A 22,084-nucleotide genomic window follows, 5' to 3' on the forward strand; every position below is an offset into this window, starting at 1 on the left:
GGTGACGCGGGTGTTGCCAGGGCACAGAAAACAGTCAGGATCGTGCGCAGGCAGTTTCTCCTGAGAGGGGGTCTCCTGCGCGCCTTGCCAGGGGCGTTTGGCGCGATGTGGAGAAACCAAGATCCATTGATCGGACAGCGGGTTGTAGCGGCGGTGAGGATGCTCCACCGGATCGAATTTTTGCATAGTGAGTCCTGATAATCTGAAATTGCCTGCAAGCCTGAAAAGAAAAATAGCACAGCGCACGGCGAAAAAGCGTGATCGAGTGTGAATAAATGGAATCGTTTACACAAGTCAAAAAATCTCTAAGTGCCGATGCAGCAACATCCACTATCGCGGGTCTACTGAGCGCAAAGGCCTGAAGTGGAAGCGGTTACATATAAGGGCGCGGATTTTATATACAGCCATTGCGGCGTGCCAAACCCTCACTATCAGAATAATCGGAAGGGAATGACAGACTGTGGAGCCTGAGCAGGGTTTAGTGCCAACATCCTGAAAAGGCCCTGGCGACTGAATGCGTTTTTACCGGCACGCTGGCGGCAAACGGAGCCGTTTGTCAGGTTTAGTGCCAACATACAAAAAGACGGTTTTTATCACTCACTTAAAAAACAGGTAAAAGCGTATGTATCAAAGCAGACGGGGCGATATCGTCATAGCAAGAAATAGCCGTAGCGCCATCCGTGGCATTAGCGGACTATTTGACAGGTCAGAGCGTATCTAACTGGTAGCGATAACTTTCGCCATCGGGCACAAAGGTCAGGCGGTGCGTGATAGCCTGCGGCGCATCTTCCGCGTGATGTGAAACAAACAGCAGCTGTGTTTCACCTTCGCCGATCAGTACGTCTACAAAACGGCGCACCAGTTGGCGGTTAATGGCATCCAGTCCTTGCAAAGGCTCATCCAGAATCAACAGCGCAGGATGCTTGACCAGCGCCCGGGCGATCAGCGCCAGCCGCTGCTGTCCCCAGGAAAGGCTGTGAAAAGAGCTGTCCGCCACTGTTTCCATACCCAGCAGGCGCAGCCACTCGTCTGCCAGTTTCCGCTGGCGATCGGAGACGGCCTGATAGATGCCGATAGAATCGAAGTAGCCGGAGAGGATCACGTTGCGCACGCTGCTGCTGACGCGATAGTCCAGATGCAGGCTGCTGCTAACGTAGCCGATATGCTGTTTGATATCCCAGATGGTTTCTCCGCTGCCGCGACGGCGGCTGAACAGCGTTAAATCGTTGCTGTAACCCTGCGGATGATCGCCCGTAACCAGACTTAACAGCGTGGATTTGCCTGCGCCGTTTGGCCCGACAATCTGCCAGTGTTCGCCGCGATTCACCGTCCAGCTAAGATGATTCAGAATAGGGCGATCGTTATAGGAAACCACGCCATCGCGCAGGGCGATTAAAGGCGTTTCGGGTGGTAAAGTGGGTTTTGCCTGCGGCTCGTCCGCCTCCGGCAGTGTGATGCCCTCCAGGTTTTCACTATGCGCCAGCTGGGCGACCAGCGCCTCGGCCAAAATAGCTTTACGATCGCCAATATGCGTGAGTTCGCATTCCGCCAGAATACCGACCCGATCGACGAAATCAGGGATATCGTCAAAGCGATTCAGCACCAGCACCAGCGTGTAGCCGTTATGATGCAGCTGCGCCAGCACCGCTGCCAGGTTTGCGCGCGAATCTACATCCAGCCCATCGAAAGGCTCATCAAGCACCAGCAAATCGGGTTCGGCCATCAGCGCCTGGCAAAGCAAAGTTTTACGCGTTTCGCCAGTTGAAAGGTATTTAAAGCGTCGTTCAAGCAGCGAGGTAATACCGAAAAGCCCGGCCAGCTGACGGCAGCGAGCTTCATCATGAACTTCTTCCTGAATAATTTCTGCGGTAGTGCGTCCCGTATCTTCTTCGTCAGGGCTCAGCATATCGGTGTTATTACGCTGCCACTCATCGGAAACCAGCTTTTGCAGCTGCTCCAGGGAAAGGCGGACAGGATGAGTAAAATCGCTGTGCGCCGAGCCTTTTGCGGCGGGCAGCTCGCCAGCCAGCGCGCGGGCCAGCGAGGATTTGCCGCTGGCGTTCGCGCCGACGAAAGCCCAGCTTTCGCCTGAACGGATAGTGAGTTCGGGCAGGATCAGATTACGGGTAGCACTAAGATGAAACGTGCCTTGCGAAATTTGCAACGTAGCCATTGTCTATTCCATTTTATGCATTATTCCCTTCACTATTGATCCCCGGCGGCGATGCTGTCAAACGCCGCTGCTCTTTTCAGAGCAGCGTGGCGATAATTACGCGGTCGGCGTTAAAATATGCTGTTATCGGTATACCCGCCTGCAGATTTTGCTCTTCTGCCTGGCGATTAGTCAGGGTGGCGCAGAGCGTTTCGCCGCCTGGTAAAGCAATTAACGCTTCGCTGTGAGTTTCGCCTTTGATCAGCTCGCTCAGCGTGCCATCAAGCTGATTATCGGCGGCGGAAGTCGGCTGGCCGATCTCTATCCACGGCGCTTTAATCAGCACCAACACTTCTTTACCTGCCTCAAGCGCCAGGCGATTGGCGCTCTGTTCGGTTAACGCAGCTTTAATGCGCGTTGCGCCATCCGCCAGCAGAACTTCTACGTGCTGTTGGACGCTTTGCGCGTCGCGCTGGACAACGGTGCCAAAGAGCTGGTTGCGGGCGCTGGTTTGCAGCGAAAAGCGGGCGATGGCGCCCAGCAGGCTACCCAGCGGCACATCGTCGTGCAATACATCGAAGGCCTTTTGCTGGATCTGCTCCAGCAGCGCAAAAAGCTGGATCAGTCTTTCGCCATAGGCGGTGACCCGCGCGCCGCCGCCGCCTTTACCACCGGTAGCTCGCTCTACCAGCGTGCGGTCGGCGAGCGTGTTCATCTCATTGATGGCATCCCACGCGCTTTTGTAGCTGATACCAGCCATTTTAGCGCCCTGGCTAATGGAGCCGGTTGCGCCGACCTGTTTAAGCAGTTCAATACGGCGAGGATCGGCAAAAAGCCGCTGCTGAAGTTTCAGGATCAGGGAGAGTTCAGCCTGCATAATCACTCCTGTAAAAAAGGTTTTATCTGTGAATTGTACACGGTTGTGGGCGACAGACGTAAAAACAGGTAAAACGCACAAAAGGTCAGTGCGCTTTTTTTCTTTGCGGATACAATAGTTTTTTTGTTCAGTGAGGAAAAACACCATGCTGGAATTACTGATTGGTCTTGCAGAGGCGATCCTCATGGTGCCCGTGGTTATGGCGATCATCCTGGGGCTGATTTATGGCCTGGGCGAAGTATTTAACGTCATTTCAACAATCGGTCATCATAATAAACAGCCCGCTAAAGATCGCCGCTAAAGCTTCTTCTTCTACGCCCGATGCCTTTCGGGCGTTTTTTGCGACCCGCCTCAACTTCTCTCCTGTTTTGCCGATAATCTTCATGACACCGGATGGTAAATCGTTATAGTGATGACTGTATAACGAGACCTTTGGAGAAGAGCATGTCTGTGAAATTACGTCATTTCTTTATCGGCGCCGTGGTGACGGCGAGCCTGGCCGGCCAGGCCGTTGCGGCGGAAAACATTACCGTTTTTGCTGCCGCTTCCTTAACTAACGCGCTGCAGGATATCGCCAAAGATTACGAGCAGGGGAAAGAGGTAAAAATCGTTTCCTCCTTCGCTTCGTCTTCTACGCTGGCGCGGCAGATTGAGCAGGGCGCGCCAGCCGATCTTTTTATCTCCGCCGATCAGCAATGGATGGATTACGTTGCGCAGAAAAAGCTGATCGAGGAGCAGAGCCGCTATACGCTATTGGGCAACGATCTGGTACTGATTGCGCCAGCGGAAGCTAAAGCGCAGCCGGTAACGCTGGCAAAAAGCACCGACTGGAAAAGCCTGCTGAAAGGCCAGCGCCTGTCGGTTGGCGATCCGGATCACGTACCCGCGGGGATTTACGCTAAAGAAGCTTTGCAGTCGCTGGGTGCCTGGTCAACGGTAGAGCCAATGCTGGCCAGGGGCAACAGCGTGCGCGCCGCGCTGGCGCTGGTGGAACGCAACGAAACGCCTTACGGCATCGTTTACGGTTCCGACGCGATGGCCAGCAAAAAGGTTACCGTGGTCGGTGTTTTCCCGGCAGAGAGCCACAAGCCGGTAGAGTATCCGGTAGCGCAGCTGAAAGGCCATGACTCCGCCAGCGTAACGGCATTCTACAACTACCTGAAAGGGCCGGAAGCCGCGGCCATCTTTAAACACTACGGATTTACGCCTCTGTGATATTAAGCGATCCCGAATGGCAGGCGGTGCTGCTCAGCCTGCAAGTTTCCAGCGTGGCGGTGCTGTTCAGCCTGCCGGTCGGCATAGCAACGGCCTGGGTGCTGGTGCGCTGCCGTTTTCCAGGTAAAACGCTGCTGGACAGTCTGATCCATCTGCCGCTGGTGCTGCCGCCCGTGGTGGTCGGCTACCTGCTGCTGCTCGGTTTTGGCCGTCGCGGTTTTATCGGCCAGTATCTTTATGACTGGTTCGGTTTTACCTTCGCCTTTAGCTGGCGCGGCGCGGCGCTGGCCTCTGCCGTGGTCGCTTTTCCTTTAATGGTGCGGGCAATTCGTCTGGCACTGGAAGGCGTCGACGGCAGGCTGGAGCTGGCTGCCCGCACGTTAGGTGCCGGACGCTGGCGGGTCTTTTTTACTATTACTCTGCCACTGACGCTGCCCGGCATTATCGCCGGAACCGTACTGGCCTTCGCCCGCTCGCTGGGCGAGTTCGGCGCGACCATCACTTTTGTCTCCAATATTCCGGGCGAAACCCGCACTATTCCTTCTGCTATGTATACGCTGATCGAAACGCCGGGCGCAGAGAACGCGGCGGCCAGGCTTTGCGTGATAGCTATCGTGCTGGCGCTCTGTTCGCTGTGGCTGTCGGAATGGCTGGCGCGTCGCGGTCGCAAGAGGCTGGGCATACCATGCTAGAACTCAATTTCAGCCAGCGCCTTGGCGATCATACCTTGCAGGTTAACGCTCAGCTGCCAGCAAAAGGCATCACCGCTATCTTCGGCGTTTCAGGCGCGGGGAAAACTTCGCTGATTAACGCTATCGGCGGGTTAACTAAACCCCAGCAGGGACGGATTACGCTCAATGATCGGCTACTTTTCGATACGGAATCGGGGACAGATTTGCCGCCGGAAAAGCGCCGCATCGGCTATGTTTTTCAGGATGCGCGGCTTTTTCCTCATTACAGGGTCAAAGGTAACCTGGAATACGGCATGGCGAAAAGCATGCGGCCGCAGTTTGACTCTTTGGTGGCGCTGCTGGGTATCGGCGAACTGCTGTCGCGCTTTCCTTTTTCGCTGTCAGGCGGTGAAAAACAGCGGGTAGCGATAGGCCGGGCGCTGCTTAGCGCGCCGGAGATTTTGCTGATGGATGAGCCGCTGGCCTCGCTGGATCTGCCGCGCAAGCGCGAGCTGCTGCCCTATTTACAGGCGCTGGCCAAACAGGTAGATATTCCCATTCTTTACGTCAGCCATAGCCTGGACGAGATTATCCAGCTGGCCGATAACGTGCTGGTGCTGGATAAAGGCGAAGTCAAAGCGCTGGGCACGCTGGAAAAGGTCTGGGCCAGCAGCGCTATGCGTCCCTGGCTGCCGCGGGCAGAGCAAAGCAGCGTGCTGCGGGTGCAGGTGCTGGAACAGCATCCGCACTATGCGATGACGGCGCTGTCGCTGGGCGACCAGCATATCTGGGTAAATCGTATAGAGGCGCCGCTGAAAACAGCGCTGCGCATCCGCATTCAGGCCGCCGATGTCTCGCTGGTATTACAGCCGCCGCTCAACAGCACTATCCGCAATGTTATTCCCGCCCAGGTCGGCGAGCTGCTGGAAATAGATAATCAGGTCGAGGTGAAGCTGCTGGTGGGGCAAAGTGAACTTTGGGCGCGCATCACGCCCTGGGCGCGGGACGAGCTGATGATTAAGCCAGGTATGTGGCTCTATGCTCAGATTAAAAGCGTGGCCATTGTTCTGTAAAGGTTAAAATCAATGACCACTGCAGAAGAGTGTCCTGGCTGCAAAAACATCGTCTTTTGCTGAGACAGATAAAGTCCGGGCATACAAGTCTGTAGCACTGTTTCATTGGATTACTATTTATCCAGTGTGCGTGCTTTATGCAACCGTTGACGCAAAAGTTTACTGCTGGATATGCCGCGCGACTGGGTTGTAGCCAGGGCCTCAGCAGCTTTTTTCACTGCATTGGTCAGAGAAGCGCCCTTAAACAATTCTTCCTTAACCACAGGATCCTGGCGTATAGCCGCTGATGCAAAGGCTTGCAGAGTATTACGCTGGCGAGCGGCGATCGTTTCGGGTGTTGCTTTAACAAAGGATGACATAGCTAACTCCCATAGAGGTATGCTTGAAGGCCGACATGCCTTCAGGCAATAACGGTGTCGGGGGCTTTTTAAGCAAACCAGTTTTTAAATTAATGCGAGGTGTTGTGCGTAAACCTAATAAATAATCATAGGTTTCTTCAAGAGTTACAAAACGCTGAGCACCTCCGGAAGGTCGGGTTGCAGCCTGAAATAAATAGCCGCCTACACCGTAAGTATCATAGTGAGTTACCATAGCCAGCGCAACTTTAGTGAGTACTTTGCCGCCGCCCAACCCCAGGTTTACAACATGCTGAAAACTGCCAAAAGACTCAACGTCGATGTACATATCAAAGATAACTTCGCCCATGCCTTGTTGAGGAAAAGTTACCCCCACCGGCAAGACATAACCGAGCCGGATTAATTCTTTTTCATCAGTAATCAGCCGGATAACAACAGAGTAAAAATTACCGCCGACCATAAACTGGTAAGCGTAATGTAATGCTTTATCATAGATAAACCGCTTACGTCTTAAAGCAGTGTCAATTAAATAGTCGTCCGCAATTATGTCCATAGCCAGTGCATCCTTTCGCAAATATTATGAGCTATATCGGTGTGATCCGGTTCCAATATCTTTCAAATAATTCCATCTATATAAGCATGGAACTATCAGAATTAGCCAGATGTTTGAACCTGAAAGGCAATCCAGGTATTAATTGATAACTCCCGAACCCGCTACAGCACTTCCCGATAAATCGTTTCGGCAATGCCCGGCTCCAGGTTGGTACCGATCACGCGATGCGCGCGGGCTTTGATCGCCTCGTCGGCGTTGCCCATAGCGACGCCTAACCCGACGTTTTCCAGCATGCTCAAATCATTATAGTTATCGCCGAAAGCCAGCACGTCGCGCATCTCCAGGCCTTCTGATGCAACCCATTCCGCCAGCCGTTTGCCTTTACTGTTGCCCGCTTTGGCGATATCGACCTGATCGTGCCATGACCATTCACAGGCCAGACCCAGCTCTTGCTCTACGCTGTCGGCGAACTGCTGCAGCGCGCGAGTATCAGGATGCGATAATGCGAACTTCCAGATGGCGTCGGCTTGCTGCGCCGCTTTTGCCAGACTCGGCACTTTAGTAAAGGTGGGACGCTGATGCTCGGGCAGCGATAACCCCCAGTTAATGGTGCGGGTTACGTGACCGGTTTCGGTCTGGTAAAGCATGGCATTATCGACATAGAGCAGACCGTGAATGGCGGCTTCGTCCAGCATCTCAATCACCCGCAGCGCCTGGTTTTGCGGCAGCGGATCGGCACTCAATACCTTTTTCGCTTGATAATCATACAAATAGGCACCGTTACAGCAGATAGCAGGTGTATCAAGCGCCAGCGCCTGATAAAAAGGATGGATAGCGACATGATGGCGGCCGGTCACGATCGCAATCTTTACGCCAGCCTGCCGGGCTTTCTGCAGGGCTGCCAGCGACTCGGGAAGAATAGTCTTACGCGGCGTCAGCAGCGTGCCGTCCAGATCCAAAGCAATAACGCGATAACTCATAAACCGTTCCAAATGTGGTTAAAAAACGAATTTTTGAGTCTACACCCTGTGACGGCGTTAACAAAATACCCGGCACAAATCCGCCTGCGAGGCCGCTGAAAACGCGCTACGCTGAAGCAGACCCGATTCCCACGAAAAAGGAGCATTCATGAAACAAGTCGTTTATACCGCAAGCCCGGAAAGCGGGCAGATCCATGCCTGGCAGCTCGACCCGCAGGGCGCGCTGACGCTACTACAGGTGGTCGATCTGCCGGGGCAGGTACAGCCGATGGTAGTCAGCCCGAACAAAGCTTTTTTGTATGTGGGTATCCGCCCGGATTTCCGCGTCATCGCTTTTCATATCGACAGCGAAGGCAAGCTGACCAAAGCGGCGGAAGCGCCGCTGCCGGGCAGCCCGACGCATATTTCCACCGATCGCGAAGGCCGCTTTATCTTTACCGGCTCCTATAACGATGCCTGCGTCAGCGTAACGCCAGTAGATGCCGAAGGGCTGCCGGGCGAACCTGTTCAGGTTATTAAAGGGCTGGATGGCTGTCACTCGGCCAATATCGACCTGCGCAACCAGACGCTGTACGTGCCGGCGCTGAAGCAGGATCGTATTTGCCTGTTCGATCTTCAGCAAGATGGCCAGTTGCTGCCGCATGCGCAGCCGCAGGTAACTACGGTTGAAGGTGCAGGCCCGCGCCATATGGTTTTCCATCCTAATCAGCAGTATGCCTACTGCGTAAATGAGCTGGACAGCACCGTAGACGTCTGGCAGCTGAATAATGCGCATGGCGAAGTTGAACGCGTACAGAGCCTGGATATGATGCCTGCGGACTTCAGCGATACGCGCTGGGCGGCGGATATTCGTCTTACGCCGGATGGCCGCCACCTTTATGCCTGCGATCGTACCGCCAGCCTCCTGACCATATTCAGCGTCAGCGAAGACGGCGGCCTGCTGCAGATTGAAGGTCATCAGCCTACCGAAACGCAGCCGCGCGGTTTTAACATCGACGCCAGCGGTCAGTTTCTGATCGCAGCCGGGCAGAAATCGCACCATATCGAAGTCTATAAAATCGCTGGCGAAAGAGGCCTGCTAACGCCGCTGGGCCGCTATGCGGTCGGGCAGGGGCCGATGTGGGTAACTATTACCGAAATTTAGGCACCCTTCAGGGAAAAGCATTATAAACCCGCGCCAGGCGTCCTCTTCCCCGAAGGGTGACGACTGGCTCGTCAGCGGCGATAAAGCAGGATTCGCCGGGTAACCTCATCAAATTCAGCATTAAATATGCAAATTGTCCGCTATCCTCGAGCCAAACAAAGCAGTTCTGCCCCATGCTTTTGCTGTTCTGGCTCTGGCTAATTTAAAGAAACGCCATTGTTATTTTTTGTGATGGCTCTCGCGTTATGCCACAAAGAAAAAAGTCCGGACGAATGCCGGACTTCAGACTGGAGCCGGATAACCGGCGCGCCTGCTATCAGCTAAAAATAGCGGTAAGCGAAGCGCTTGCCAGCTGGTGGAAGTGTACGTTAAAGCCCAGCATAGCGCCGCTGGCGTTCTCATCCACTTCCAGCGTTTCCACATCCAGCGCGTAAACGGTAAAAATATAGCGATGGCTTTCGCCTTTTGGCGGCGCGGCGCCGCCGTAGCCCGCTTTGCCGAAATCGGTACGGGTTTGCACCGCACCGGAAGGCAGCTCGGCTACGCCAGAACCCGCACCCTGTGGCAGTACGCGCGTATCGGCAGGCAGATTAGCCACGCCCCAGTGCCACCAGCCGGAGCCCGTTGGCGCATCGGGATCATAACAGGTGACGACAAAACTTTTGGTGCCGGCCGGCACTTCATCCCAGGTCAGATGCGGCGACAGATTATCGCCTTCATAACCCATCCCGTTAAAAACCTGGCGCTGCGGCAGCTTGTCGCCATCGTTAAAATCCTGACTAAAGAGTTTCATTTCCCCTCCTGGTATTATTGGTGAAGCAGTTTCAGCAGCTCCTCGGCTGCGGCTGCGGAGGAAGCGGGGTTTTGGCCGGTAACCAGATGGCCGTCCACAATGGCGTAGCTGCCCCAGTCGTCGGTTTTCTCATAGTCGCCGCCCAAAGCCTTCAGCGCATCCTCAACCAGGAAAGGTACCACATCCGTTAGTCCGACGGCGCTTTCTTCGCTGTTGCTGAAGCCGGTAACGCGTTTACCGGCCACCAGCGGCGAGCCGTCCGGTTTTTTCGCCCGCTTCAGCACGCCCGGCGCATGGCAAACCGCACCGACCGGCTTGCCGTTGGCGTAGAAACTTTCAATCAGTTCGATACTCTGCTGATTTTCAGCCAAATCCCAGAGCGGCCCGTGACCGCCGGGATAAAATACCGCATCGAATTTGCTGCTATCGATGGTGCTCAACTGCTGGGTATTAGCCAGCGCCTGCTGGGCAGCGATATCTTTGCGAAAGCGTTCGGTATCGGCGCTTTGCGCGTCCGGTTCATCGCTGACGGGATCTAATGGCGGCTGGCCGCCTGCAGGCGAAGCCAGCACCACGTTGGCGCCCGCATCGCGGAATACATAATAGGGCGCCGCGAACTCTTCCAGCCAGAAGCCGGTTTTCTTGCCGGTATCGCCAAGCTGGTCATGGGAGGTCAGCACCATTAAAATTTTCATCTCAGGCTCCTGTTGGTTGATCGCCAGCCACTTTAATCAGCACCTTGCCGAAGTTTTTGCCTTCCAGCATACCAATAAAGGTTTCAGGCGCATTGTCCAGGCCATCCACGACATCTTCGCGGAACACAAAGCGGTCTTCTGCCACCCATTGGCTCATCTGCTGGAAAAATTCGTTAAAGCGATGGCCGTAATCCTGAGTGATGATAAAGCCCTCGACACGCAGACGCTTGCGTAGAATAGCGCCCTGGAACTGCGGAAGACGATCGGGGCCCTGCGGCGCGTCGCTGCTGTTGTAATCAGCAATCAGTCCACAAACGGGAATGCGTCCTTTGGTGTTCATCAGCGGCAGCACGGCATCAAATACCGGACCACCGACGCTTTCGAAATAGACATCAATGCCGTCACGGCAGTAGCGCTTCAGCGCCTCGGCCAGATCGCCGGAACGGTGATCGAGACAGCGGTCAAAACCGAGCACCTCTTCGGCATAGCGGCATTTCTCTTCGCCGCCAGCGATGCCGACTACGTAGCAGCCTTTAAGTTTGGCTATCTGACCAACCATTGAGCCTACTGCGCCAGTGGCGGCGGCCACGACCACGGTTTCGCCCGGCTGGGGGTTGCCGATATCCAGCAGCCCCATATAGGCGGTAAAGCCGGTCATGCCCAGCATGCCCAGCGCCCAGGAAGGGTGTTTAAGTACCGGGCCGCTGAGTTTAAACAGGTCTTTACCGTCCGACAGGGCAAAATCCTGCCAGCCGCTCTGGCTGACTACCCAGTCGCCCGGCTGATAATCTTCATGGTTTGATTGTTCGACAATGGCGACAGTGCCTGCGCCCATCACATCATTGACGGCAACGGGCGGCACGTAGGAAGGCGCATCGCTCATTCGCCCGCGCATATAGGGATCCAGCGAAAGCCAGACAGTGCGTAACAGAACCTGGCCTTTCCCGGGCGTTGGCACGTGCTGCGACTCCAGACGGAAGTTGGCTTCGGTTGGCGCGCCGTGCGGGCGTGAAGCCAGTACGATACGCCGGTTTGTCTGTTTATCTTGCGGCATGTTTCTTCTCCTTCACAAAGTACAACTTGTACAAGAGTAGTGCATACGCGTCTCTTATGCCCGAGACAGGCTCACGAAGAAGGGAAAAATAGCGTTAAGCATACAGGCAATAACTGGAAAATATAATTATCCGGAGCATTAAGAAAAAAGAGTAACAATAAACAGTAAGTTAGCTTTGAATCTAATTTTAAGCTGGTTGTTTTTTTTATAAGCTTTACAGAATTTTTAATGACAAAGTATACCAATTAATGCTGATAGCATGGCAAGGTTTGCGTATCCGGTTTTCTTGCCATAGTAAGGATATAGGTGGGTATTAGCGTTTTATGTTGGGCGTGTTTTGTTTTTTATAATTTCGTGTTGAGTTTTATTATTTTTATTTTTAATTGCTATAAGTAGATCTCAATTTTTTTTCGGCACCAACAGCAAGGTAATATAGCTGTATTTTTTATTTAACATTTATTTTGTTTCTTAAGTATTTTTCTATTTCATAGCCGTTCTCTGTGTAAAATTATTTGCGCAAAAGAAAGAAAAGTCGGAAAATGCCTGGCGAAGAACGGCGCAGGACCATTTTTCTGTTTAACCGCTCGGAAAGGAATGTCAGGTTTTTATCTGTCAACAACATAAAAAAGGACGATTAATGAAAAAGATTTGCACGGCTACAGCAGCCCTTAGCCTGTTTCTGGCAGGCAATGCATTGGCAATAACCGACTCGGGCGTGCCTGGCGGAACTATTACCTTCAGCGGCGCGGTCAGCGATACCACTTGTGATATCACTACCAATAACGGTTCTGATTTCACCGTTAATGTTTCTCCCGTTACGCATGAAGAGATAGGCACCAGCCCGGGCGTCGTTAGCGCGGCAGCCACGCCTTTCACCATTAACGTTGCCGGATGCAGCGGCTTCAATGCTGCCAGCATCGCCGCCCAACCGCTAAATATTACTTTTACCGGCACCAGCGTTTCTGACGATATGCGCTATCTGAAAAACGAAACGGGTACGGCAGAAGGCGTGGGTATCGCTATCACCCGTGACGGCTCCACGCTGTTAGCAATGAACGAGGCCATTGATACCGGCCTGGCTACTACCCGCTCGGGGAATGGTACTTTTGATACCGGCGCGGCGGGTAATATAAGTTTCTATGCTAATTATTATAATTATGGCGGGGCGGATGTTAGTGCCGGGTCAGTGATGACTACCGCGACCTATACCTTCAGCTACGAATAATTTTCAGGCGGGAAAGCTAACGCTTCCCGCCTTTATCTGCAAGGTTACAGGAGTTTCCGTGCAAAAATTTCTCTGTGCTTTTGTCGCTTGCTGTTCTTTTTCCGTCAGCGCAAACGTTATTATTACTTCTACGCGAGTCGTCTATCCTGCTGGCGCAAAAAGCGTTTCGGTGCAGCTGGTTAATAAAAGTCGGGAACAACATCTTATCCAGTCCTGGATCGATGACGGCAGAGTAGATGAGAAACCGGAAAACATCATCACGCCTTTCAGAACAGCGCCGCCTGTAGTAAAAATAAATGGCGACGATGGGCAAACAATTAAAATTACTCATGATAACAATGCTAAGGATCTACCCCAGGATCGGGAATCCATATTCTGGCTTAATGTGTTAGATATTCCTCCAGTACCCGTCAATCGGGAAAATAGCGGGAATTATATGCAGTTTGCTATCCGTAACCGCATTAAATTATTTTGGCGACCAGAAGGGCTGGCGGTAAAGCCTGGCGACATAGCAAAAAATTTATCTATTAATCTTAAGGGCACGTCGGCCTGTATTGACAACGCAACGCCTTATTATGTAACCCTGCTACAGGCTATGGTCTGGGACGGAAAAAGCACAAAAATACAAAAGGGAAAAAAGAGCGATAATCTGATTCGCAAGGCCCTGCTTATTCCTCCTTATAGCTGTCGTGCCCCGGAAGGAGAGCCTTTCAGGCCAAAGGCCAAACCTTATCAACTGGTGTATATCGATGATTTTGGCAGCCGCAATCCGGCCATCGCGCAAGTAAAATAAATTACAGGAAAGAACAATGAAAGCAACTTCGGGTTCGCTTTCCCTTATCGGGCAAGGGATTTTGCTCAGCCTTTTTTTAACAGGGGCTTTCCGGCTTAAAGCCGAAACCTTTCATACCAGCTTTCTGGTGGGCGATTCTGCTCAGGCTGTCTGGAACGACCGCGATAAGACTATCTCTCCCGGGATTTACGATGTTGATATTTATATCAACGAAGCCTGGTATGGCAACCAGCCATTAAAAGTAGCGGAAAATAACCAACTTTATTTGGCTGGAGAATCGCTTAAAACCTTGCCGCTTGACCCTGAAAAAAGCCGTTGCGAAAGCCGTAGCTGGCTGCCGGTCAACTGCCTGCTGCATGGCGGCAAGGCCCGCTTTGCTACCAGCGCGCTACAGCTTAAGCTAACCATTCCTCAGGCCTGGGTAAAAGAAAGAGATCGGCGGTGGCTTGCTCCTGAACTGTGGGATTCAGGAATCAATGGTGCCTGGGCCAGCTATAACTTCAATTATTATCATTCCCGACGCAAAGATAACGGTATTAATACAGATAGCCTTTATCTTAATCTTAATAGCGGTCTTAATATCGCCGGCTGGCAGTTTATCGATAACAGTAATCTGCTTAAAAACTCCGGCAAAACCTCGTGGAATACTTCTGCGCGCTATATAGAAAGAGCTTTGCCGGCACTGCGTTCCATCCTGAGAGTTGGCGAAAGCTACGTGGATTCACCGCGCTTTGACAGCATACGCTTTAGCGGCGTTACGCTGAAACAGGAGCCGCGTATGTATCCCGACACCTGGCGTACTTATATGCCAGTGATCCGGGGGCAGGCTCTGTCCAACGCCGTGGTCAAAATTTGGCAAAATGAGACGCTGCTTCGTCAGCTTACGGTGCCGCCAGGCCCTTTTGAAATCGACGATTTGATGCCAGCCGGTTCTCGCAGTGAACTGGTGGTAGAAGTAATTAACGCGGGCGGAGAAACGGAGCGCTTTGTGGTGCCGTATTCTTCCGTCTCGGATATGTTGAGGAAAGGCACGACTGCATGGACGGCGCACGCCGGGAAAGTACAAATCAGCGGGCTGGATTATCATCCGGCTTTTGTTCAGGGCGAAGTGTCGAAAGGGATTAACAATAATCTGACGCTATACGGCGGCGCGATCCTGAGCGAAGCCTACTCTTCACTGCTGCTGGGCGGCGCGTTCAGTTTTTCCCGTCTCGGATCTTTTTCGGCTTATCTTGATATGGCGCAAGCCCGCCTGAAAAGAGAGGAACAGTCACGGGGCCAGCGCTGGCAGCTTTCCTGGAGTCGTTATTTCCCCACCCGCACCAACTTAACGCTGGCGACCTGGTATTATAATTCGTCGGACTATCTCTCTTTTTACGATGCCGTTGCCCAGAGAAAAATGAGCGGCAACCGGGCAAAAAGCCGCGAGAGCGTTAGCGTAATACTCGACCAGACGCTACCGGAAGGCTGGGGAAGGCTTGCTCTGGATGGCCTGTGGCGGCAGTACCGCAGCGATACGCCTGCCATTCGTCAATACAGCCTGACGCTGAGCAATAATTATCGTCGCGCCAGCTGGAGCCTTGCGGCGCGGCGTAATTATTATGACTACGCCGACAGCGGTCGTAAAAGCTATAGCGAAAATCGTCTCGACTGGTCGCTTTCCGTTCCTTTCAGTCTGTTCGCCAGTAACGCCAGCGCTACGCTGCGCAGCTCCTTAAAAGAAGGGCGGTTCACCGGGCTGGAAGCAGGATTAAACAGCGCTATCGACAAGGTGGATTACAGCCTGAGTTTCAGCCATGACCGCGAGGGGCAAACTTCAGGAGCAGGGCTTTACAGCGCCTGGCGCTCGCCCTGGGCCAGGCTGAGCGGTAACTACAGTCAGGCGTCCGCCTGGCGGCAGGCAGGTGGCGGTGTCAGCGGCAGCCTGGTGCTCTGGCGAGGCGGCGTGCTGGCCTCCGGCGCCAGCGGCGACACCTTCGCCATTCTGGATGCGCCGGGCATCACCGGGGCTACGGTCAACGGCAACAGCAGCGTCAAAACCAATAGCAGCGGCAGGGTGCTTGTCGCTTCCGTCGCGCCATACCGCATTAATCGCTTCCGACTGGCGGAAGGCGAAAACGGCGAGCTGCTGGGCAATACCGCTCAGGTCGCTCCCTGGGCTGGCAGCATTAGCTATCTCAAATATAAAACGGATACGCGCCGGGTTTTTACCTTCAGGGCTCTCCAGCCCGACGGTCGTCCTTTACCCTTTGGGGCAACAGTAAGCACGCCGGATAGTAAGCCTCTGGGCTATGTTTCCCAGGGAAGTCTGCTTTACCTTAAAGCGGACAGGCTGCCGGATACGCTGGTGGTAGAGCTGGTAACGGACAAAGGGGCGAAAAGGTGCCACATCCATCGACCCGCTATGGAAGGAGACAACCTTTGCACGGACTAAAACTTTTTTTCGCGAAAACAGGGCCGCTCTCTCTTTTCTTAGCCAGTAAAGATTACTCGCCGAAAAGAAAAAAGCCTCGCTTTACGCTGAAATGGTGCCGCCCGTTTGCTGGCATGCTGTTACTGCACTCTTCGGCGTGCTGGGCAGGATGTTCGCTGATAAGCGGTTCCACGGTAGAGGCAACGGATACGGTAGATATAACCGAGCTGCTGACCATGCAGAGCAGCGCGGCGAAAAGAAGTGCCGGCACCTGGGAAATTCCCGTCAACTGCTGGGCAGTTATTCCCCCAAACGAGGTAAATTTTATCAGTCCGCTTGGCAACGGCTACTGGGTTAACTTTATCAATGCGGCAGGCGTATCGAGATGGGTGAAATTTCAGGTCAGTGAGTTTCTCAGCAAGCTGAGCTATAACAACGCAAGCCCGGTGCTCAGGGGTGAAGATATCGCCTACACGCTAACGGCGTCTTTAGCAGACGGCGAGCCGAACGTTACCGACGGCAATTATTATCAGGTTACCCACAGCAACAGCGTTTCTCTAATCCCTATGGTTATCTATAGCACTAACAGACTCGGCAGCGTGCCGGATATCGACAAGGTTGCTGCCGTGGCGGCCTCGGGAAGCTGGGATAGTAGTTATTTGGGCTATCAGTCACTCAGGGTAACCTTTAATCCCGCTGAAACCACCTGTGAAATGCCGAATCAACAGGTCACTTTGCCACGTATACCGCTAAGCGCGCTGCGGGAAGGGCAGGAAAACGGCAGCACGCCTTTTGAACTTCCCATCACCTGCCTGAATACGCTGGCAGGAGGCGCCACCCGGAGCCTGAGCGCCTGGCTCTCCAGCGCCGATGTAATCGACGACAACAGGCAGATTATGCGTAACAGCAGTTCTACCTCCAGCGGCATCGGTTTTATTCTGAGCGACAGCCGGGACCAGCCGCTGACGCTTGACGACAGCGAGGCCAGCAAGGTGCTGGAAATCGCCAGCGGAGGCGATATTAACGTTGCGCCGCCAGCGCTAAAAGTAGCCTATAAAATCTATGATCCGGCTACCCTTAGTCCGGGTTCGGTGGTGGCTACCGCTACGCTCTATTTCAATTATGATTAAGCGGCAAAAATAGCTCCGGACGCGCAACGGCGGCGGTGATCGCATCAGTCAGCTTTTGCAGCGCTTCCGGGGTGATAACGTAAGGCGGCATCAGATAGATCAGTTTGCCAAAAGGTCTGATCCAGACGCCCAGCTCTACGAAAAAGCGCTGTAGCGCGGCCATATTTACCGGGCGACGCGTCTCGACTACGCCAATGGCGCCCAATACTCTGGCATCGGCCACTTCCGGCTGCGCTTTCAATGGCAACAGCGCGGCTTTAAGCTGCTTTTCAATCGCGGCGACCTGCTGCTGCCAGTGATTTTCCTGTAGCATCGCCAGACTTTCGCTGGCGACCGCACAAGCCAGCGGATTGCCCATAAAGGTCGGGCCGTGCATAAAGCAGCCCGCTTCGCCGTTGCTGATAGTGTTGGCGACTTCACGGGTGGTCAGCGTGGCGGAAAGCGTCATGGTGCCGCCAGTTAGCGCTTTGCCAACGCAGATAATATCCGGCGAGATGCCTGCATGGTCGCAGGCGAAAAGCTTGCCGGTACGACCAAAACCGGTAGCGATTTCATCGGCAATCAGCAGCACATTATGACGGTCGCAAAGTTCGCGTACGCCTTGCAGATAGCGCGGATGATAAAAACGCATACCGCCAGCGCCCTGAACAATCGGCTCCAGGATCACTGCGGCCAGTTCGTGCGCATGTTCTGCGATCAGCCGGGCGAAATCAGCCAGATCTTCTTCCTGCCACTCATCGTCGAAACCGCAGCCCGGCGCGGCGGCGAACAGGTGGTTCGGCAGGTAGCCCTGATAGAGAGAATGCATAGAGTTTTGCGGATCGCAGACGGACATGGCGGCGAAAGTATCGCCATGATAGCCGTTGCGTAAGGTCAGAAAACGCTGACGCTTTTCCCCGCGCGCCTGCCAATACTGCAACGCCATTTTCATTGAAACTTCAACTGCGACCGAACCTGAATCGGCCAGAAACACGCACTCCAGCCCCTGCGGCGTCATCTCTACCAGGCGGCGGCAGAGCGCCACGGCGGCGGGATGAGTAATGCCGCCGAACATAACATGCGACATCTGTTCAATCTGTTCACGCATCGCCTGATTCAGGCGCGGATGGTTATAGCCATGGATTGCCGCCCACCACGAGGACATCCCGTCCACCAGCTCGCGGCCATCGTCCAGCTGCAAGGTCGTGCCGTGAGCTGCCACTACCGGATAAACCGGCAGCGGTTTGCTCATGGAGGTGTAGGGATGCCAGATATGGTCGCGGTCAAACGCGAGATCGAGAGGAGTCATAAAATACTTGTAAACCAAAATTAAAAAATTTAGTTTACAAGCATAACCGTAAAATGAACATGAGATCTATTTTTTGGAGCAAGCAATGGCAAATCGCTGGACAATCGCCCAGGCTCAGGCCCTTTTCGACAAGCCTTTTCTGGAGCTGATGTTTGAAGCGCAGCAGGTGCATCGTCAGCATTTCGATCCGCGTCAGGTACAGGTCAGCACGCTGCTGTCGATCAAAACCGGCGCCTGTCCGGAAGACTGCAAATATTGTCCGCAGAGCGCGCGCTATAAAACGGGCCTGGAAGCCGAGCGCCTGATGGAAGTGGAAGAGGTGCTGACTTCCGCCCGCAAAGCCAAAGCCGCAGGTTCTGACCGTTTCTGCATGGGCGCGGCATGGAAAAACCCGCACGAGCGCGATATGCCTTATCTGGAGCAAATGGTAAAAGGCGTCAAGGAGATGGGGCTGGAAACCTGTATGACGCTGGGCACGCTGAGCGATGACCAGGCGCAGCGGCTGGCGCACGCCGGGCTGGATTTTTACAACCATAATCTGGATACCTCGCCGGAATTTTACGGCAGCATTATCACAACCCGCAGCTATCAGGAGCGCCTGGATACGCTGGGCAAAGTGCGTGATGCAGGTATCAAAGTTTGTTCCGGCGGCATTGTTGGTCTGGGCGAAACCGTTAACGACCGCGCGGGTCTGCTGGTACAGCTGGCAAACCTGCCGACGCCGCCGGAAAGCGTGCCTATCAATATGCTGGTCAAGGTCAAAGGCACGCCGCTGGCGGATAACGACGATGTCGATCCTTTCGATTTTATCCGCACTATCGCCGTGGCGCGCATTATGATGCCAACCTCGCATGTACGCCTCTCTGCCGGTCGCGAGCAGATGAGTGAACAAACGCAGGCCATGTGCTTTATGGCTGGTGCCAACTCTATTTTCTACGGCTGTAAGCTACTGACCACGCCGAACCCGGAAGAAGACAAAGACCTGATCCTGTTCCGCAAACTGGGCTTGAACCCTGCGCATACCACTACGGAAGCGGGTGACAACGAACAGCAGCAGGCGCTGGCGGGCCAGCTGCTTCATGCCGATACTGAACAGTTCTACAACGCGGCAGTGTAAATGAGCTGGCAACAACGCATTAGCCTGGCGCTCACGGAGCGCCGGGAGAAGCAGCAATTTCGCCAGCGCTGTGTCAGCCAACAGGGCGATGTCCGCACTATTCGCGTTAACGATCGTGGCTACCTGAATTTTTCTTCAAATGATTATTTGGGTCTGAGCCGTGATGCGCGTGTCATCGCAGCCTGGCAGCAGGGCGCAGAGCGCTACGGCGTCGGCGCTGGCGGCTCGGGCCACGTAACCGGCTATGGCGCGCCTCATCAGGAAGTTGAGCGTGAACTTGCGGAATGGCTGGGCTATCCGCGCGCGCTGCTCTTTATCTCGGGTTTTGCTGCCAACCAGGCGATTATTGCCGCGATGATGCAGAAAAATGATTGTATCTTTGCCGATCGCCTGGCGCATGCATCGCTACTGGAAGCGGCCTCGCTAAGTCCGGCCGCGCTACGCCGCTTTGCTCACAATCAGCCGGAAGCGCTCGCTAAGCTATTGGCGGGTTCCGCTGACGTTGGCGAAACACTGGTGGTCACGGAAGGTATTTTCAGCATGGATGGTGACAGCGCGCCACTGGCGGAACTGCATCAGCTTACCCTTCGCCATAACAGTTGGCTGATGGTGGACGACGCGCACGGTATCGGTGTGACGGGCGAGCAGGGACGCGGCAGCTGCTGGCAGCAAAAAGTGCAGCCGGAACTGCTGGTGGTGACTTTTGGTAAAGCTTTTGGCCTTAGCGGCGCGGCGGTGCTTTGTAGTGAGGAAACTGCGGATTATCTGTTGCAGTTTGCCCGTCATCTCATCTACAGCACCGCGATGCCGCCTGCCCAGGCCTGCGCGCTACAGGCTGCTTTGCATGCTGTGCAGCAGGGCGACGATCTACGCGCGCGGCTTCAACACAATATTAGTCTGTTCCGCAAAGGAGCTGCGGAGCTCGGACTTGAACTTCTGCCTTCCGCTACGGCCATCCAGCCGCTGTTAGTAGGTGAAGAGCCGCGGGCTTTAGAACTGGCGGAAAGGCTGCGCGAAAAAGGATGTTGGGTAACGGCAATCAGACCGCCTACCGTTCCCACAGGCACGGCAAGACTGCGAATTACGTTAAGTGCGGCGCACCGCGAAGAAGATATTTTATGCTTGCTGGAGGCGCTGGATGACGCAAACAGTTAATAAAACGGCGGTCGCCAGAGCTTTCGGCCGGGCGGCACAAAGCTACAACCAGCATGCGGAACTGCAACGGCTCTGCGGCGAGGCGCTTTTCTCGCTGGCTCGCTATACGCAAAGGCGCCATGTGCTGGACGCAGGCTGCGGGCCGGGCTGGTTCAGCAAACGCTGGCGCAGCGAGGGCAATCGCGTTACCGCGCTGGATTTATCGACAGAAATGTTAAAGGAAGCCAGACTGCGCGAAACTGCCGATGAATATCGTCAGGGCGACATAGAAGCGCTGCCTTTTGCCGATGCCGCCTTTGATGTGTGCTGGAGTAACCTCGCGGTGCAATGGTGTAGCGATCTGCGGCTGGCGCTCGCTGAAATGCGGCGTGTAACCCGACCGGGTGGCCAGGTATTGTTTTCTACGCTGACCGCTGGAACGCTGAACGAGCTTAACCAGGCCTGGCGTGGATTGGATCTGCCAGCGCCCGTGAATCGCTTTCTTGACGTTGCGGAGATACAACAGGCAGCACAAGGATGGCGACTGGTGCCGCAAACGCTGACGCTGGTTTTCCCGGATGTGCTCAGCGCGCTGCGTTCGCTGAAAGGCATCGGGGCAACCCATCTGCATCAGGGACGCGGCGACGGCATGTTTAGCCGCCAACATTTTAACCAGCTGGCGCAGATCTGGCCGCGCGACGAGCGCGGTTTTCTGCTCAGCTACCATTTGCTGTATGGAGCGATCGATTGTGAGTAGTTGGTTTATTACCGGCACGGATACGGAAGTGGGGAAAACGGTCGCCAGTACCGCACTGCTTCAGGCGGCAAAAGCTGCCGGATTACGCAGCGTAGGCTATAAACCCGTTGCTTCCGGCTGTGAAATAACGGCGGAAGGCATCCGCAACAGTGATGCGCTGGCTTTGCAGCGTAACAGCGTGCTGGCGCTGCCCTATGAGCAGATCAACCCGCTGGCCTTTCTGGAACCGACTTCGCCGCATATCGTCAGCGCGGAAGAGGGCAGGCCAATTGCGTTTACCGAGCTTTCCGCCGGGCTGGCGACGTTGCGCGAGCAGGCGGAATGGGTGCTGACCGAAGGCGCAGGCGGCTGGTTTACGCCGCTGTCGGAGACTACCACCTTTGCTGAGTGGGTGGTGCTTGAGCAACTGCCAGTGGTGCTGGTGGTTGGCGTAAAGCTGGGCTGTATCAACCATGGCATGCTCACGGCGCAGGCCGTTCAGGCCAGCGGGCTGCGCCTGGCAGGCTGGATAGCTAATCAGGTACAGCCGCCGGGCAAACGCCATGCAGAGTATATGGCGACGCTGAAACAGCGGCTGCCTGCGCCGCTGCTGGGCGAAATCCCGTATCTCACTGACAGCGCCGATTTTGACCGGCTAGGCCAATACGTCCGCCTGCCTGAATAA

23 protein-coding genes are annotated in these 22,084 nt (G+C 54.5%); 13 read left to right on the top strand and 10 right to left on the bottom strand.

Annotated features, from left to right (window positions below):
* The 3 genes from galT to modE all read right to left on the bottom strand — a co-directional run.
* A partial coding sequence (gene galT / locus ACETPC_RS10450) for a galactose-1-phosphate uridylyltransferase (RefSeq protein ID WP_380181099.1) occupies positions 1 to 186 on the bottom strand: 186 nt, incomplete at its 3' end.
* A 520-nt stretch (positions 187 to 706) separates the two neighbouring features.
* Positions 707 to 2,173, bottom strand: a complete 1,467-nt coding sequence (modF, locus tag ACETPC_RS10455) for a molybdate ABC transporter ATP-binding protein ModF (protein ID WP_380181101.1) — start codon at positions 2,171 to 2,173, stop codon at positions 707 to 709.
* 76 nt (positions 2,174 to 2,249) lie between these two features.
* Positions 2,250 to 3,029, bottom strand: coding sequence for a molybdenum-dependent transcriptional regulator (gene modE / locus ACETPC_RS10460; RefSeq protein WP_380181103.1), 780 nt, complete (start codon positions 3,027 to 3,029; stop codon positions 2,250 to 2,252).
* Positions 3,030 to 3,174: 145 nt separating this feature from the next.
* On the opposite strand from modE, the gene ACETPC_RS10465 reads away from it, so the two are divergent.
* The 4 genes from ACETPC_RS10465 (at position 3,175) to modC (ending at position 5,988) form a co-directional block, all read left to right on the top strand.
* The gene (locus tag ACETPC_RS10465; RefSeq protein WP_380181105.1) at positions 3,175 to 3,330 is read left to right on the top strand and encodes an AcrZ family multidrug efflux pump-associated protein; all 156 of its coding nucleotides are present in this window, start codon (positions 3,175 to 3,177) and stop codon (positions 3,328 to 3,330) included.
* Positions 3,331 to 3,473: 143 nt separating this feature from the next.
* Positions 3,474 to 4,244, top strand: a complete 771-nt coding sequence (modA, locus tag ACETPC_RS10470; protein ID WP_380181107.1) for a molybdate ABC transporter substrate-binding protein — start codon at positions 3,474 to 3,476, stop codon at positions 4,242 to 4,244.
* Positions 4,241 to 4,936: a molybdate ABC transporter permease subunit gene (modB, locus tag ACETPC_RS10475; RefSeq protein ID WP_380181109.1), complete on the top strand. Its 696-nt coding sequence runs from the start codon at positions 4,241 to 4,243 to the stop codon at positions 4,934 to 4,936. Before modA ends, modB begins: the two co-directional genes overlap by 4 nt.
* Positions 4,930 to 5,988 (top strand): molybdenum ABC transporter ATP-binding protein ModC, encoded by a 1,059-nt coding sequence (modC, locus tag ACETPC_RS10480; protein WP_380181111.1) that lies wholly within the window; start codon positions 4,930 to 4,932, stop codon positions 5,986 to 5,988. The genes modB and modC overlap by 7 nt, the downstream gene beginning before the upstream one ends.
* A gap of 113 nt (positions 5,989 to 6,101) precedes the next feature.
* Here the strand turns inward: modC and ACETPC_RS10485 are convergent, their stop codons facing one another.
* The 3 genes from ACETPC_RS10485 to ACETPC_RS10495 form a co-directional block, all read right to left on the bottom strand.
* Positions 6,102 to 6,347: a hypothetical protein gene (locus ACETPC_RS10485; RefSeq protein ID WP_380181113.1), complete on the bottom strand. Its 246-nt coding sequence runs from the start codon at positions 6,345 to 6,347 to the stop codon at positions 6,102 to 6,104.
* The gene (locus tag ACETPC_RS10490) at positions 6,331 to 6,897 is read right to left on the bottom strand and encodes a hypothetical protein (protein ID WP_380181115.1); all 567 of its coding nucleotides are present in this window, start codon (positions 6,895 to 6,897) and stop codon (positions 6,331 to 6,333) included. Before ACETPC_RS10490 ends, ACETPC_RS10485 begins: the two co-directional genes overlap by 17 nt.
* Positions 6,898 to 7,058: 161 nt before the next feature.
* Complete coding sequence (locus ACETPC_RS10495) at positions 7,059 to 7,877, bottom strand: pyridoxal phosphatase (RefSeq protein WP_380181117.1); 819 nt, start codon at positions 7,875 to 7,877, stop codon at positions 7,059 to 7,061.
* 148 nt (positions 7,878 to 8,025) lie between these two features.
* On the opposite strand from ACETPC_RS10495, the gene pgl reads away from it, so the two are divergent.
* The gene (gene pgl / locus ACETPC_RS10500; RefSeq protein WP_380181118.1) at positions 8,026 to 9,021 is read left to right on the top strand and encodes a 6-phosphogluconolactonase; all 996 of its coding nucleotides are present in this window, start codon (positions 8,026 to 8,028) and stop codon (positions 9,019 to 9,021) included.
* 316 nt (positions 9,022 to 9,337) lie between these two features.
* On the opposite strand, the gene ACETPC_RS10505 is transcribed toward pgl, so the two are convergent.
* From ACETPC_RS10505 to ACETPC_RS10515, 3 genes are read right to left on the bottom strand one after another with little or no spacing between them, the layout of a single operon-like run.
* Positions 9,338 to 9,814: a kinase inhibitor gene (locus tag ACETPC_RS10505; protein ID WP_380181120.1), complete on the bottom strand. Its 477-nt coding sequence runs from the start codon at positions 9,812 to 9,814 to the stop codon at positions 9,338 to 9,340.
* 14 nt (positions 9,815 to 9,828) lie between these two features.
* Positions 9,829 to 10,509: a type 1 glutamine amidotransferase domain-containing protein gene (locus tag ACETPC_RS10510; protein WP_380181122.1), complete on the bottom strand. Its 681-nt coding sequence runs from the start codon at positions 10,507 to 10,509 to the stop codon at positions 9,829 to 9,831.
* 1 nt (position 10,510) lies between these two features.
* Positions 10,511 to 11,563, bottom strand: coding sequence for an NADP-dependent oxidoreductase (locus tag ACETPC_RS10515; protein ID WP_380181124.1), 1,053 nt, complete (start codon positions 11,561 to 11,563; stop codon positions 10,511 to 10,513).
* A 637-nt stretch (positions 11,564 to 12,200) separates the two neighbouring features.
* On the opposite strand from ACETPC_RS10515, the gene ACETPC_RS10520 reads away from it, so the two are divergent.
* The 4 genes from ACETPC_RS10520 to ACETPC_RS10535 are packed head-to-tail and all read left to right on the top strand — an operon-like array spanning position 12,201 to position 17,124.
* Positions 12,201 to 12,788, top strand: a complete 588-nt coding sequence (locus ACETPC_RS10520) for a fimbrial protein (RefSeq protein WP_380181126.1) — start codon at positions 12,201 to 12,203, stop codon at positions 12,786 to 12,788.
* Between the two features lie 58 nt (positions 12,789 to 12,846).
* Positions 12,847 to 13,581 carry a molecular chaperone gene (locus ACETPC_RS10525; RefSeq protein ID WP_380181128.1) on the top strand — a complete coding sequence of 245 codons (735 nt, stop codon included), beginning with the start codon at positions 12,847 to 12,849 and terminating at the stop codon, positions 13,579 to 13,581.
* Between the two features lie 16 nt (positions 13,582 to 13,597).
* Complete coding sequence (locus ACETPC_RS10530) at positions 13,598 to 16,015, top strand: fimbria/pilus outer membrane usher protein (protein ID WP_380181130.1); 2,418 nt, start codon at positions 13,598 to 13,600, stop codon at positions 16,013 to 16,015.
* Positions 16,003 to 17,124, top strand: a complete 1,122-nt coding sequence (locus ACETPC_RS10535) for a fimbrial protein (RefSeq protein ID WP_380181132.1) — start codon at positions 16,003 to 16,005, stop codon at positions 17,122 to 17,124. The genes ACETPC_RS10530 and ACETPC_RS10535 overlap by 13 nt, the downstream gene beginning before the upstream one ends.
* Here ACETPC_RS10535 and bioA read toward each other — a convergent pair.
* Positions 17,111 to 18,412: an adenosylmethionine--8-amino-7-oxononanoate transaminase gene (bioA, locus tag ACETPC_RS10540; RefSeq protein WP_380181134.1), complete on the bottom strand. Its 1,302-nt coding sequence runs from the start codon at positions 18,410 to 18,412 to the stop codon at positions 17,111 to 17,113. The genes ACETPC_RS10535 and bioA overlap by 14 nt on opposite strands.
* Positions 18,413 to 18,497: 85 nt before the next feature.
* On the opposite strand from bioA, the gene bioB reads away from it, so the two are divergent.
* From bioB to bioD, 4 genes are read left to right on the top strand one after another with little or no spacing between them, the layout of a single operon-like run.
* Positions 18,498 to 19,529, top strand: a complete 1,032-nt coding sequence (bioB, locus tag ACETPC_RS10545; RefSeq protein ID WP_380181136.1) for a biotin synthase BioB — start codon at positions 18,498 to 18,500, stop codon at positions 19,527 to 19,529.
* Positions 19,530 to 20,684: an 8-amino-7-oxononanoate synthase gene (gene bioF, locus ACETPC_RS10550; RefSeq protein ID WP_380181138.1), complete on the top strand. Its 1,155-nt coding sequence runs from the start codon at positions 19,530 to 19,532 to the stop codon at positions 20,682 to 20,684. It begins immediately after the preceding gene.
* Complete coding sequence (gene bioC, locus ACETPC_RS10555) at positions 20,668 to 21,420, top strand: malonyl-ACP O-methyltransferase BioC (RefSeq protein ID WP_380181140.1); 753 nt, start codon at positions 20,668 to 20,670, stop codon at positions 21,418 to 21,420. Before bioF ends, bioC begins: the two co-directional genes overlap by 17 nt.
* Positions 21,413 to 22,084 carry a dethiobiotin synthase gene (bioD, locus tag ACETPC_RS10560; protein WP_380181142.1) on the top strand — a complete coding sequence of 224 codons (672 nt, stop codon included), beginning with the start codon at positions 21,413 to 21,415 and terminating at the stop codon, positions 22,082 to 22,084. The genes bioC and bioD overlap by 8 nt, the downstream gene beginning before the upstream one ends.

It is taken from the genome of Pantoea sp. sgz302252 (assembly GCF_042610525.1).
In the GTDB taxonomy this organism is placed as follows: Bacteria; Pseudomonadota; Gammaproteobacteria; order Enterobacterales; family Enterobacteriaceae; genus Erwinia.